This is a genomic window from Microbacterium sp. (assembly GCF_036277215.1).
GTDB lineage: Bacteria > Actinomycetota > Actinomycetes > Actinomycetales > Microbacteriaceae > Microbacterium.
On the sequence record NZ_DASUNI010000191.1, the window covers coordinates 1 to 13,031 of the forward strand.

Below are 13,031 nucleotides of genomic sequence, written 5' to 3' on the forward strand. Positions count from 1 at the left end.
GCGGCGACACCTTCACCCTCGTGGATGAGCCCGAGCAGGATGTGCTCGGTGCCGATGTAGTTGTGGTTGAGCATCTTCGCCTCTTCTTGGGCGAGGACGACCACACGTCGGGCACGATCCGTGAATCTCTCGAACATCATCCATTCCTCCGGCACTGGGCCAACAGGCGCAGTCAAGCGCCTTACATCGAGGGTAACGACGGCCGGATGCCGATATGGCGGTGTTCGCCATGGGCATAGCGCCGCGGCATCCGCCGGGTTGCCCGCCCGTCAGGACACGCCGACACGGCGCGCACTGCGCGACGGGCGAAACCGCAGGAGTGAAGGCGCCTAGTTCTCGCCGTAGATCGGCACGCGCACGTCGGCGAACTCGGGGCTGCCGGTCAGGACCAGTTCGACGTCGGTCTTGGCCTCGAGGCCCTCGACGACGGCGACGGTCGCGCGCGGTGCCATGTCCATCGTGCACACCTGATCGGCCGGGGGCGCCTGGAAGGTGACGGTCACTTCCGCAGGTCCGGATACCGCGACCTCGGCGATCACCGGAGCGCACGAGGACGAGCCCCACGTGAGGAGCACGAACTGGCCCGCGGTCTCGGTCCACCCCGCGCTCGGCAGGTAATCGGTCATGCCGCCGCCGGTGAGCCCCGCGACGCCCGCGAGCTCCGTGCTGGCCTCGTAGCCGTCACCGGTGACCGTGATCGGCAGGTTCTCGGCGGGATCGACGCCCTCAGGGACCTCGACGAGCGTGACGCGCGGCACCAGGTCAGACGTGCACGGAGTGTCGGCCTCCGGCTCGACGAGGGTCACGGCGAGCGTGCCGTCGTCGTCGAGCATCGCCTCGTCGGCGGCGGGGATACAGGTCGAGCTGCCAGTGGTGACCAGGCCGATGATGCGTCCGTCGTCGAGCCAAGCGGCATCCACCTCGGCCTCGGTGCCGTCGTCGCCCGCCGTGGGGCTCGAGGACGGATCGCCCGCGACGGGGGTGGCGCATCCTGCGAGCGCTACGCCCGCGAGCACGAGGGCGATGGGCAGGGCGAGGATGCGGCGTGCGAGGACCATGCCACCGATCCTCGCAAATGCCGTCTGGGCTTCGCCAGGGAATTGGGTCACGGAGCGGTCACGGGTAGGTCACGGCTGGGGACGGGCGTATGCGCCGGCATGCACGACTACTGAAGAGCCGAAGTCAGCCTGGCCAGGTTGTCGAGCACCGTGGAGCGCAGGGGCTGCTTCTCCCACTCCTCGAGGGTCAGCTGCCGGCTCAGCGCCCGGTAGCTGGCCTCGACGTCGCGCATCTCGGTGACGAACTGCTCGCCGCGCACGAGCATCGAGATCTCCATGTTCAGACCGAATGAGCGCATGTCCATGTTGCTGGAGCCGATGATGCCGAAGCCGTCGTCGATCGTCATCGACTTGCTGTGCAGGATGTAGGGCTTCCGGTACATCCAGATCTTCACACCGGCCCGCAGAAGCACTTCGTAGTAGCTGCGCTGCGCGTGGTAGACGATCGCCTGGTCGCCTTCCTCCGAGACGAACAGCTCGACGTGCAGTCCACGGTGGCATGCGGTCGTGATCGCGAGCAGCAGCGCCTCGTCGGGCACGAAGTACGGACTGACGATGATCACCTTGCGCTGCGCGAAGTAGATCAGCCCGAGGAAGAGCCGCAGATTGTTCTCGAATTCGAATCCAGGGCCGGACGGGATGATCTGGCAGTCGAGATCACCGGGTCCCGACGTGACGCTGAAAAGGTCGATCTCGTCGGTGAGGATCTCGTCGGTCTCGCTGTACCAGTCCGACAGGAAGACCGCGTTGACAGATGCCACGACCGGCCCCTCGAGCCGCACCATGAGGTCGACCCAGTGCAGACCGCGCTTGATGTTCTTCTTGAGGTTGTACGTCGAGTCGGTGACGTTCTGCGAGCCCATGAACGCCACGCGCCCGTCGATGACGAGCAGCTTGCGGTGGTTGCGCAGATCGGGGCGCTGGTACTTGCCCTTGAACGGCTGAACCGGGAGCATCAGGCGCCACTGCGCCCCCATGGCGTCCAGTCTCTTCAGGGTCTTCTTGTAATACGGCTTGCCGCGATTCGCCCAGTGGTCCATCAGGACCCGCACCGCAAGACCGCGAGCTGCGACCTCTTCGAGGGCGCGGAACAGGTTGTCCGTGGCAGCGTCCGTCTGGAGGATGTAGAACTCGATGTGGACGTAGCGGGTCGCCGCGCGGATGGCATCGGCCATCTCGTCGAGGCTCTGCTGATAGTCGGAGATGAGGTGCGCCGCATTGTCGCCCGCCAGTGGCATGGCCCCGAGGTTGCGATTGAGCGTGACCAGCGAGGTGAACCAGTCCGGGGCGTGCGGGCGCAGCGTGCCGAAGTCGAGCGACGCACTGGTGTCGTGGATGTAGGTGTTGATCTGCTCCTGCATGCGCCGGCGTTTGCGCGGCAGGCGCGGGTTGCCGATCAGCAGGAAGAGAAAAACCCCGATCAGAGGGATGAAGTAGATCGCCAGCAGCCAGGCCATCGCCGCGGTGGGCCGCCGGTTGCGCGGCACCACGATGATCGCCGCGATGCGGATCGCGAGGTCGGCGAGAAAGACGAGGAGCAACCACCACGTCGCGTCGAACGTGATGCTGATCAACTGGCCTCCCCGCTGGACAGATCCAGCGTAGTGGGAACTCCGGTCAGCGTTCGGACGCGGCAGGAGCGGGCGGGAGTCCGCGCTTCGCGCGCTCCTCCGCCTCGATGCGTGCGTAGACGCGGCGCTCAGTGCGGTCTGCGCGCAGGATGCTCCGCAGGATGAAGAAGAACAGCCCGCTGACCACGACGGTGGGCAGCAGCGACCAGAACACCGCGGTCCAGTAGCTGTCCATCCCCCCAGGATACCGTCCGCCCGTTCCTCAACAGCCCCGGCATCTCGAGGTCCGATGCACATGCTTTCGGCCCGCTCGTTCCGCCCGCCCCGGCTCGATCAGGGTCGACTCATGACCACGATCGTCAAGGCCGCCAACGCGGCGCAGTTCCTGTCCCTCGTTCCGAAGATGCTCGGGTACCGGCCGACGCGAAGCGTCGTGCTCATCCCCTTCGCCGGGTCGCGGAGCATCGGCGCGATGCGCTTCGATCTCCCCAGCGCGTCCGAAAGTGACGAGACCGACCGCGTCGCGGCGACACTGATCGGCATGGTGTGCCGACTGCCCGATGCCGACGCCGTCGCCGCGGTCGCCTACACGGACGCCGCTTTCGGCCCCGGCGGCATGCCTCACCGCGACCTCATCGCCGCCCTGGAGCGTCGCGCGGAGGCGTGCGGCATCCGGTTGACCGACGCGCTGTGCGTCGCACCGGACGGATGGGGCTCCTCCTTCGATCCTGCGTGCCCCGAGGCGGGGCGGCCGCTTGACGAACTCGGCGACGAGCCACGCGGCGCCGAACACCTCTCGGTCGCGGCGGGCGACCAGGGCTCGGGGTCAGAGCTCCCCGAAGTCGATCTCGCCGAGAAGGAACGGACCGCCCGCGCCTTGGTCGAACTCGACGGCGCCGTGCGTCTGCTGTGCGGCACGGAGGCGGCCGGCGAGGCGCGCTCCGGCACGGTCACCTCGATCGACCGGGCATCGGATGCCGCGGCTTCCGGCGACGAATTCACCGGTCGCCGGGTGAACCCCCAGGCTCTCGCGGCGGTGTGCACGCTGGACGATCTTCCGACGCTGTTCGAAGGGGCGCTGTCGTGGGATGCCGCGACGCTCGCGCCCTTCGATGCGGCAACTCTCACCTGGTGCCTGGCGCGGCCCGCCTTGCGCGATGTCGCCCTGGTGCAGTGGTGCGGCGGCATGTCTGCCGGCGACGAGGCACTCGACGCGCAGCTGCGATGGGAGTCCGGCGAAGAGTATCCGGCGCACCTCGCCATGCAGATGTGGGGGGAGGGCGAGCGGCCGGATCCCGACCGGCTGGAAGCCGCGCTCACCCTCTCCCGACACATCGCGGCGGGGGCACCGCGTGCCGTCCGCTCCGGCCCGCTCGCGACCTGCGCATGGCTCGCCTGGGCGCTCGGGCGATCGACGCACGCGGAGCGCTACGCGATGCTCGCGTGCGAGATCGAGCCCGAGCACGGCCTCGCCGAGATCGTCCGGTCGTTCGTGTCGGCGGGTCACCTGCCGGACTGGGCGTTCCGGGCGTAGCGCGGAACTACCGCACGCGATCGAGCAGGGGTCGTGGCGAGATCATTTCACCAGCGGGAAGAGGATTGTCTCGCGGATGCCGAGCCCGGTGATGGCCATGAGCAGCCGATCGATGCCCATCCCGAGTCCGCCCGAGGGCGGCATCCCGTGCTCCAACGCACGCAGGAATTCCTCGTCGACGCGCATGGCCTCGACATCGCCCCGGGCGACGAGCTTGGCCTGCTCGGTGAACCGCTCGCGCTGGATGACCGGGTCGACCAGTTCGGAGTAGCCGGTCGCGAGCTCGAAACCTCGCACGTAAAGGTCCCACTTCTCGACGACACCCCGGATGGACCGGTGCTCACGGACGAGAGGGCTGGTGTCGAGCGGGAAGTCCATTACGAAGGTCGGGCGCGTGAGGCCCGGCTTCACGAAGTGCTCCCACAGCTCCTCGACCAGCTTGCCGTGCGTGGCGAGCGGCGGTTCCTCCACCTCCACCTTCGCGGCGATGGCGCGCAGGTCGTCGAGGGACGTCTCGGCGGTGATCGACACACCGGATGCTGCGGACAGCGAGTCGTACATCGAGATGCGATCCCACTGCCCGCCCAAGTCGTACTCGGTGCCGTCGGCCCACGTCACCGTCGTCGAACCGGCGACCGCGACGGCGGCATTCTGTACCAGATCCTGCGTGAGGTCTGCGATGCCGTGATAGTCCGTGTACGCCTCGTAGGACTCGAGCATCGCGAACTCGGGACTGTGCGTGGAGTCGGCGCCCTCGTTGCGGAAGTTGCGGTTGATCTCGAACACCCGCTCGAGTCCACCGACGACGGCGCGCTTGAGGAAGAGTTCCGGCGCGATGCGAAGGTAGAGCTCCGTGTCGAACGCGTTGGAGTGCGTCGTGAACGGACGCGCGGACGCGCCGCCGTGCTGCACCTGCAGCATCGGAGTCTCGACCTCGATGTAGCCGCGGTCGGCGAACGTCCGGCGCAGCGATGCATTGACCCGCGCACGCGCACGGACGGTCTCGCGGGCCTGGTCGCGGACGATCAGGTCGAGGTAGCGGCTGCGCACGCGGCTCTCCTCCGAGAGCTCGCCGTACATGTTCGGCAGAGGCAGGATGGCCTTCGCGGCGACCTGCCAGTCCGACACCATGATCGACAGCTCGCCGCGCCGGCTGGAGATGACCTCACCGCGCACGAACACGTGATCGCCGAGGTCGACGAGCTCCTTCCACTGCTGCAGCGACGCCTCGCCCACCACGGCGAGCGAGACCATCGCCTGGATACGGCTGCCGTCCCCTGCCTGCAGCGTCGCGAAGCACAGCTTGCCGGTGTTGCGACTGAACACCACGCGACCGGCGACCGCCGCGGTCACACCCGTCTCGGCGCCCGCTTCGAGGGCACCGAATCGCTCGCGCAGCGCCGGGATGGTGTCGGTGATCGGGACCGCGACCGGGTACGCGCCGCCCGCGGCATCCGATCGTTCCGCGATGAGCCGCTCGCGCTTGGCGAGCCGGACGGCCTTCTGCTCGAAGACCTCGGCGAGCGCCGCGGCGTCGGCGTCCTCCTCGCTCGGCTCGGGTCCGTCGGCGGGCGCGGTGGTATTGCTCATCTATCGGGGCTCCTCGGAAGTCGGGCCCAAGTCTATCCGCGGGGCCTCGCGTGCCCCTGGTCGCGGACCCCGCCGGGCGCTGCGATCACCCGTCGAGGGAAGCCGCGGGATCGTCTCCAGCCGGTGAACCTGCATCCGACAGCGCGTGGTCGACGGTCGAGTGAATGAGCGCCGACAGGTACCTCCCGGGGTTGGGCACTCCCGCCCGACCGAGCAGGTCGGTGGACTGGCGCACGATCGAGCGTGAGAACTCCGTCGCCGTCTCCAGGGCCTCGGCGTACGCGGCGCGCGACTCCTCGGCGACCACGACCGGCTCGCACCCGAGCTCGACGGCGAGCGCCTGCGCGATGGGCAGGACCGGCGCCGGCGCGGTCACCGCGGCGTACGCGTGCGTGAGCTGGCGCAGATCCATCGAGGTGCCCGTGAACGCGACCGCCGGGTGCACCGCCAGCGGAATGGCGCCCTGGGCGACCGCGGGCGCCAGAACGTCGGTGCCGAACCCGGGGTCGGTGTGCAGCACGAGCTGACCCGGCTGCCACGCGCCCAGGTCAGCGAGTCCGGACACCAGCCCGGGAAGCTCATCGTGGGGCACCGCGAGGACCACGAGTTCGCTGCGTCGGATGACCTCCAGCGGATCGAGCACCGGCACTCCCGGGAGGATCGCCTCGACCCGCTCCTGGTCGGATCCGCGCGTGATCCCGAGGATCGCGTGTCCGGCGCCGCCGAGCGCGGCACCGATGACGGGCCCGACACGCCCGGCCCCGATGATCCCGATGCCGAGCCTGCCGTCGCGCCTCATCGCTGATCCCCCGACGCCGGTCGGTCGACGGATTCAGGACCGATCAGCGCAGGCGCTGCGCCATCCGCGGAGCCCACCGTCGCCGACTCCGCCGCCGAGTCGCCCGCCCACCGATGACTGCGGTCGTGGGATGCCGCCGCCAGCGCCGCCGCTTCGGCATCCTCGAACAGCCCCAGCGCGGCATCCCGATCCAAAACGCCCAGCCGGCCGTAGACGCGACCGGAGATGGTGTGGGCGCGGACGCTCGCGACGCTCAGGGCGCGATCGACCGGCCCCTGCTCGAGCCCGATGCTCTGGAGCCGAGCGAGCGGGAAGACCGCCAGCTTGCGCCAGACGACTCCGCGGCGCATCAGCAGGGCATCCGGCAGGAGCAGGAATCCGTTGCGCTTCCACGAGAGCGCCCGCAGCAGCCGGGCGCGCCGCGGGGTGTTGGTATACGGATCGTCGGACTTCGGTCCGAGGACGCCGTGCTCGAACACCAGCGGCCACTCGCTTGCGGGCAGGTCGGGCAGCAGCAGCCGGAGCACGCGCTCGACGTCATCCCGGGTGCCGACGGGCAGCACGGTCGTGAACTGATCGTTCGCGCCGTCCGCGAGGCCCCGGCCGGAAAGTCGGTTCACCGTGATCCCCCACCATCCGAACGGACGCCACAGGATGGATTGGTCGACCTCGACCGCGTGCACCCGCCCGGGAGGGAGGATCTCGGTGATCGTCGTGAACAGCCCGAACGTGATCCGCACTCCACTCGGAGTAGGGGCAATGGAGTAGCGGAGCGACCGCGTGATCGTGCGCACCCAGTACGCACCGAAGCCGATGAGCGCCGGCACGAGCGTGAACAGCACCCACGGTGTTCCCGCGATCGACCCGACGATGATGGCGGCGATGATCACCACAAGCCAGAGCGTCGAGCTGCTGAGCAGGCGCGATGCGATCAGGCGGCCGACCGGGATGTTGACGACCGACTCGGGTTCGCTGACCGGCTCTTCGGCTCCCTCGATGATCCCGGTGATGCCCGCGCTGACCACGGATGCCGCCGCCGAGACGCGCGAGCCCGGGTGCGCTGCGCCGGCGGCGCGCGCTTCGGCGAGTCGCCTTCCCGATGCGAGGCGGAGGATGTCGGCGCGCACCGCCTCGGCGTTCGGGGTGGACAGGTACTCGAGCTTGACGTTGGAGTCCAGCCCCGCACCGACCACCTCGAGCTTGGCCAGACCCACCAGTCGCGCGAACATCGGGCGCGTGAGGTTCACGCCCTGTACGCGGTCCAGCGGCGCACGCCGGTGCGTGCGGAACAGCACACCGCTGCGCACCTCGACATCGTCCCCGGTGATCCGGAATGTGTGGAAGCGCCAGGAGAGGTAGAACAGGCCGATCAGCACCACCAGGATGCCGAGGAGCGCGAGCGCCGCGACGAGGTACAGGTTGTTCGCGACGATGAAGTCGATGGGATCGCGGCCCTGGAAGTCGCGGATGTCGTCGGGGTCGATGTCGTCGTCGAGCCACGGCAGGAAGATGAAGACGAGCCGGTCGCGCAGGTTCGCGATGATGATGCCCGCGATGACGACGAGGAACAGCCCGCCGCGGAACAGGGGCGTCAGCGGATGCAGCCGGTGCCACTCGCCGTCGCTGAGCGACGGTGCCGCGGGGTCGGGCAGCGGTGCGGATGCGCCCGGCTCGGGAGCGCCCGCCGACTGCGGGGGCTGGATGACCACGCCTACAAGCCCGTCCTTCGCGTCTCGGCGACGTCGACGAGGGTGTCGCGCAGCCGCTCGGCAGCCTCCTGCTTGAGCCCGGGGATGACGACCCCGGTGGATGCCGCCGCGGTGACCAGCTTGAGCTGCGCGATGCCGAAGCCGCGGTCGAGCGGGCCGTGCGTGATGTCGATCAGCTGCATCCGGCCGTAGGGGACCGCCACGACGCGCTGCCACAGGATGCCGCGCCGGAAGACCAGGTCGTCGCGCCGCAGCTGATATCCGTACGCGCGCGCCTGGCGAGGGGTGATCGCGAGGGTCCACGCAAGGATGGCGAGGAAGATCCCGCCCGGAATCCACGCCCACCACTGTCCCCACACGAGTGTGACCACGAGCACCGCGGCCAGGACGATCAGGACCACGATGCCGGTCGAGATGAGCTGCACCCAGACGTACTGGCGGGCGAGCTGGTGCCACGTCCCGTCGCCGAGCGGCAGTCGCGATGCGGAGCGCGGTTCTCGAATGGACTCGTACGTGTCCCGATCGAGCACGTCGGATGGGACCGGCGCCTCCGGGGCGGAGGGCGCCGGGGGCGGGGACCCCACAGCTGCCTCAGTGCTCGCGAGGGCGTCGGTCAGCGAGCCGGCGGTTCGGGGTGGAACCCCCTCAAACGACTCGTCCGGCGTCTTCGCCCCCGGGCTGTTCGTCATCATCGTCCTTCCGGATCGTGCAGAGGTGCTCGGCGTACAGCCCCGCAGCCACGAGCAGCGCGCCGCACAGCGCGGTCGCCAGAACGGCCCCCAACGAGCCTACCGACGGCGACACCGGACGGGTCAGCAGGAACAGGGCCAGGCCCCCGCCGAAACCGGCCACCGCGGCCCCGACGATGCTCGACGCCTTCGCGAGCATCGCGATGCGCAGCGCCCAGAACGGGTTGACCGGCGCACGATTCGTTCCCCGCGTCGCTCGCCGGATCGGCAGGGCGAGTGCCACCACGATCGCTCCGAGCAGGGCCAGGAAGATCGGCAGCGTGATGGTGGGGTTGAACGTCGCGCGCCCGGCGGAGGTGAGCGCCTGGTCCAGCAGGAACCCGGCGGCGATCCCGATCGCGGCGGTGATCAGGAGGATGCCGGCACCCGTCCGCTTCATGACGGATCCCGCAGGCGCTCCAGGAGGGCGTCCACCCTGCCCTGGCCGGGCAGCTCGGCGTCGGCATCGATCGACAGCCAGGGCACCAGGACGAAGTCGCGCTCAGCGGCGCGGGGGTGGGGCAGGGTGAGCACCGCGTCGTTGCTGACCACCGTGCCGTAGGCGATCAGGTCGAGGTCCAGCGTCCGGTCCCCCCACCGTTCGCGGCGCTCCCGGCCGTAGCGCTTCTCGATCGCCTGCAGGAACGCGAGCAGCACCGACGGCGCCAGGCGTGTGGTGAGCACAACGACCGCGTTCAGATACGCCGGTGCCTCGGCATCCGGCCCATCGGGCTTGACCGCGATCGACTCGACCGGCGTGGAGGCGAGCACCTCGTCGACCAGGGGCAGCCGTCGCAGCTCCTCGACGGCCGCCTCGAGAGTCGCCGAGCGATCGCCGAGGTTGGCGCCGAGCGCGATCACGGCACGTACGGGAGCTCGGTCGGCAGGAGTGAGCTCAGCGTCGAATCCCTGGGCGAGGCGGCGGTTCACGGACGCGGCTCCCAGCCGAGCTGCGCGTCGGACCGGGTTCGGCGGATGGTGACGGCCACATCGGCGAACGGCAGGGCGATCGGCGCGTCGGGCTTGTGCACGGTCACGGCGACCATCCGCACGCCGTCGTTCTCGAGCAGCTCGTCCGCGATGCGCTCGGCGAGCGCCTCGAGCAGATTGACCGGCTCTCCCGCGACGATGGCCGCGATCCGCTCGGCGACGTCGCCGTAGTGCACGGTGTCCGCCACGTCGTCGCTCGCGGCTGCGGCCGCCGTGCTGACGTACAGGGTCGCGTCCACGACGAAGTACTGGCCCTCACGGCGCTCGACCTCGTACACGCCGTGCCGGCCGAAGACCCGCAGGCCGGTCAGCGTGATCTCGTCGGCGAAGTCCATCGCGTCCCCTCCTCCCAGCCGGAATAGACGCGAAGCGCGTCCCTGGTCGCGACGACGTCGTGCACGCGCACCGCCCACACGCCGGCCTGGGCGGCCAGCACGCTGGTCACGGCTGTAGCGACGTCGCGACGCGCCTCGGTCACGGTGTCGTCGTCGGCGCTGAGCGCCTCGGCGAGGAACCGCTTGCGGCTGGTTCCGACGAGCACGCGATGGCCGAGGCCGACGATGCGCGGCAGCGCGCGCAGCACGCCCCAGTTCTGAGCCCCCTTCTTGCCGAACCCGATGCCCGGATCGATGATGAGCCGACCCGGAGGGATGCCGGCGATCGCCGCCGCCTCCACCCGCTCCTCGAGTTCGCGCATCACGTCGTGGACGACATCGTCGTACTCGGCGCGGGCGTACATGTCGGCGGACGGACCGCGCCAGTGGCCCAGGACCAGATCGGCCGTGGTCGTCGCGACCGCCGCCAGGAGCTCGGGATCGGCGAGACCGCCCGACACGTCGTTCACGATCCGCGCCCCGGCATCGACGGCGGCGATCGCGGTCGACGCGTTCATCGTGTCGATGCTGACGGCCACGCCGGCCTCGGCGAGTGCGCGCACGACCGGGAGCACCCGCTCCTGCTCGACCCGGGGCGCCACGCGCTCGGCCCCCGGCCGCGTGGACTCTCCGCCCACGTCGAGGAGCTGGGCGCCCTCGGAGCGCAGCCACAGGCCGTGGGCGATCGCGGTGTCGGGGTCGACGTAGCGGCCGCCGTCGCTGAAGGAGTCGGGGGTCACGTTGACGATCCCCATGATGAGCGCCGTCATCCGCGCGGCGCTCCCAGCAGCGCGATCAACTCCGCCCGGGCAGCCGGCTCGGAGAGCTCGCCGCGTGCGGCGATCGTGACGGTCGAGGCATCGGGCTGTCGTTCGCCGCGCATCGTGACGCACTCGTGCGTCGCGTGCAGCACCACGAGAACTCCGCGGGTGTCGAGCGCCGCGGCGATCGTGTCGGCGATCTGCTCCCCGAGCCGCTCCTGCACCTGCGGCCGCGAAGCGAGGATGTCGACGACCTTCGGAAGGGCTCCGAGGCCCACGACCTGCTCGCCGGGGAGATAGGCGATGTGGGCGTGCCCGCGGAACGGCAGCAGGTGATGCTCGCACACCGACCGGAATCGGATGTCGCGGAGCATCACCGCTCCGGAGGGGGTCGTCTCGGGCGCCGGCCCTCTCGTCACCGAGATGGTGTGGGCGAGCGGGGCCCCGGCATCCGCCCCCACGCCGGCGAAGAACTCGCCGTACGCGTCGGCGACGCGCCCCGGAGTCAGACGCAGCCCGGGGCGATCCGGATCCTCTCCGATCGCCGCCAGGAGCTCGCGCACGAGCACGGCGACGCGCTCACGATCCACGGCCACGGGCCGAGCCTACGCGGTCGCGGGTCGCGCCTGACCGGTCGGACGGCGCTTCGGAGCCTTCTCCGCGGCGCCCTGCTCGGCCTCGACGGACGCGGCGATGCCCTCAGGCTGAACGCGGCGCGGCACCTCCACGGGCGGCTGGAACGACACCGGGCGCTCGTTGCTGGAGAGCCACTGCGGGCGCGGCGGCAGGCGCTTGACGTCCTTGAAGATCTCGGCGAGCTCGATGTGGTCGAGCGTCTCCTTCTCGAGCAGCTCGAGAGCGAGCCGGTCGAGCACATCGCGGTTGTCGTTGATGACCTGGTACGCCTCGTTGTGCGCCTGCTCGATCAGCTCGCGCACCTGGACGTCGATGCGCTCGGCGAGCTTCTCGCTGAACTCGCGGCCGTGGCCCATGTCGCGACCCAGGAACACCTCGCCGCTCGCGGAGCCGAGCTTGACGGGTCCGACGTCGTTGGTCATGCCGTACTCGGTGACCATCTTGCGGGCGATGCCGGTCGCCTTCTCGATGTCGTTGGAGGCACCGGTGGTGGGGTCGTGGAACACGATCTCCTCCGCGACACGGCCGCCCATCGCGTACGTGAGCTGGTCCTGCAGCTCGTTGCGGGTGACGGAGTACTTGTCGTCGAGCGGGAGCACCATCGTGTAGCCGAGTGCCTTGCCGCGCGGGAGGATCGTGACCTTGGTGACCGGGTCGGTGTTGTTCATCGCCGCGGCTGCGAGGGCGTGGCCGCCCTCGTGGTAGGCGGTGATGAGCTTCTCCTTGTCGCGCATGACCCGTGTGCGGCGCTGCGGACCCGCGATGACGCGGTCGATCGCCTCGTCGAGCGCGCGGTTGTCGATGAGCTGGGCGTTCGAGCGCGCGGTCAGCAGCGCAGCCTCGTTCAGCACGTTGGCCAGGTCGGCACCCGTGAAGCCGGGGGTCTTGCGCGCGACGACCTCGAGGTCGACGCCCTCGGCGAGCGGCTTACCGCGACCGTGCACCTCGAGGATCCGCTTGCGGCCCTTCAGGTCCGGTGCGTCCACGCCGATCTGCCGGTCGAAGCGGCCGGGGCGCAGCAGTGCGGGGTCCAGGATGTCGGGGCGGTTCGTCGCCGCGATGACGATGACATTGACCTTCGGGTCGAAGCCGTCCATCTCGACGAGCATCTGGTTGAGCGTCTGCTCGCGCTCGTCGTGGCCGCCGCCCATGCCGGCGCCGCGGTGGCGGCCGACGGCGTCGATCTCGTCGATGAAGATGATCGCCGGCGAGCTCTCCTTGGCCTGGTTGAAGAGGTCGCGCACGCGGCTGGCGCCGACGCCGACGAACATCTCGACGAAG

Annotated in this window: 15 protein-coding genes; 1 reads left to right on the forward strand and 14 read right to left on the reverse strand. The window is 69.9% G+C overall.

The genetic code is table 11. From position 1 onward, the window contains the following. From VFX99_RS09825 to VFX99_RS09840, 4 genes are all read right to left on the reverse strand, one after another. Positions 1-137 (reverse strand): Clp protease N-terminal domain-containing protein (locus VFX99_RS09825; RefSeq protein ID WP_329666129.1); only part of this gene is annotated, 137 nt, incomplete at its 3' end. Positions 138-329: 192 nt separating this feature from the next. Next, positions 330-1,058: a hypothetical protein gene (locus tag VFX99_RS09830; RefSeq protein ID WP_329666115.1), complete on the reverse strand. Its 729-nt coding sequence runs from the start codon at positions 1,056-1,058 to the stop codon at positions 330-332. A gap of 107 nt (positions 1,059-1,165) precedes the next feature. Beyond that, complete coding sequence (cls, locus tag VFX99_RS09835) at positions 1,166-2,632, reverse strand: cardiolipin synthase (protein WP_329666116.1); 1,467 nt, start codon at positions 2,630-2,632, stop codon at positions 1,166-1,168. 43 nt (positions 2,633-2,675) lie between these two features. Further along, the gene (locus VFX99_RS09840; protein WP_329666117.1) at positions 2,676-2,864 is read right to left on the reverse strand and encodes a hypothetical protein; all 189 of its coding nucleotides are present in this window, start codon (positions 2,862-2,864) and stop codon (positions 2,676-2,678) included. A 111-nt stretch (positions 2,865-2,975) separates the two neighbouring features. Here VFX99_RS09840 and VFX99_RS09845 point away from each other — a divergent pair, with 111 nt between their 5' ends. Further along, positions 2,976-4,163 carry a DUF4192 family protein gene (locus VFX99_RS09845; protein WP_329666118.1) on the forward strand — a complete coding sequence of 396 codons (1,188 nt, stop codon included), beginning with the start codon at positions 2,976-2,978 and terminating at the stop codon, positions 4,161-4,163. Positions 4,164-4,205: 42 nt separating this feature from the next. Here VFX99_RS09845 and lysS read toward each other — a convergent pair whose 3' ends face one another. The 10 genes from lysS to ftsH all read right to left on the reverse strand — a co-directional run. After that, positions 4,206-5,753, reverse strand: a complete 1,548-nt coding sequence (lysS, locus tag VFX99_RS09850) for a lysine--tRNA ligase (protein ID WP_329666119.1) — start codon at positions 5,751-5,753, stop codon at positions 4,206-4,208. Between the two features lie 85 nt (positions 5,754-5,838). Then, the gene (locus tag VFX99_RS09855) at positions 5,839-6,552 is read right to left on the reverse strand and encodes a Rossmann-like and DUF2520 domain-containing protein (RefSeq protein WP_329666120.1); all 714 of its coding nucleotides are present in this window, start codon (positions 6,550-6,552) and stop codon (positions 5,839-5,841) included. Next, entirely contained in the window at positions 6,549-8,261 is a 1,713-nt protein-coding gene (locus VFX99_RS09860; protein ID WP_329666121.1) for a PH domain-containing protein, read from the reverse strand. The genes VFX99_RS09855 and VFX99_RS09860 overlap by 4 nt, the downstream gene beginning before the upstream one ends. 2 nt (positions 8,262-8,263) lie before the next feature. Next, positions 8,264-8,791: a PH domain-containing protein gene (locus VFX99_RS09865; RefSeq protein WP_329666122.1), complete on the reverse strand. Its 528-nt coding sequence runs from the start codon at positions 8,789-8,791 to the stop codon at positions 8,264-8,266. Positions 8,792-8,906: 115 nt separating this feature from the next. After that, the gene (locus VFX99_RS09870; protein WP_329666123.1) at positions 8,907-9,389 is read right to left on the reverse strand and encodes a DUF3180 domain-containing protein; all 483 of its coding nucleotides are present in this window, start codon (positions 9,387-9,389) and stop codon (positions 8,907-8,909) included. Continuing rightward, entirely contained in the window at positions 9,386-9,919 is a 534-nt protein-coding gene (gene folK, locus VFX99_RS09875) for a 2-amino-4-hydroxy-6-hydroxymethyldihydropteridine diphosphokinase (protein ID WP_329666124.1), read from the reverse strand. The genes VFX99_RS09870 and folK overlap by 4 nt, the downstream gene beginning before the upstream one ends. Beyond that, positions 9,916-10,314: a dihydroneopterin aldolase gene (folB, locus tag VFX99_RS09880; protein ID WP_329666125.1), complete on the reverse strand. Its 399-nt coding sequence runs from the start codon at positions 10,312-10,314 to the stop codon at positions 9,916-9,918. The genes folK and folB overlap by 4 nt, the downstream gene beginning before the upstream one ends. Further along, complete coding sequence (folP, locus tag VFX99_RS09885) at positions 10,287-11,123, reverse strand: dihydropteroate synthase (protein ID WP_329666126.1); 837 nt, start codon at positions 11,121-11,123, stop codon at positions 10,287-10,289. Before folP ends, folB begins: the two co-directional genes overlap by 28 nt. Beyond that, positions 11,120-11,710 (reverse strand): GTP cyclohydrolase I, encoded by a 591-nt coding sequence (gene folE / locus VFX99_RS09890; protein ID WP_329666127.1) that lies wholly within the window; start codon positions 11,708-11,710, stop codon positions 11,120-11,122. The genes folP and folE overlap by 4 nt, the downstream gene beginning before the upstream one ends. A gap of 9 nt (positions 11,711-11,719) precedes the next feature. Next, on the reverse strand, positions 11,720-13,031 hold a 1,312-nt coding region (ftsH, locus tag VFX99_RS09895; protein ID WP_329666128.1), incomplete at its 5' end, for an ATP-dependent zinc metalloprotease FtsH.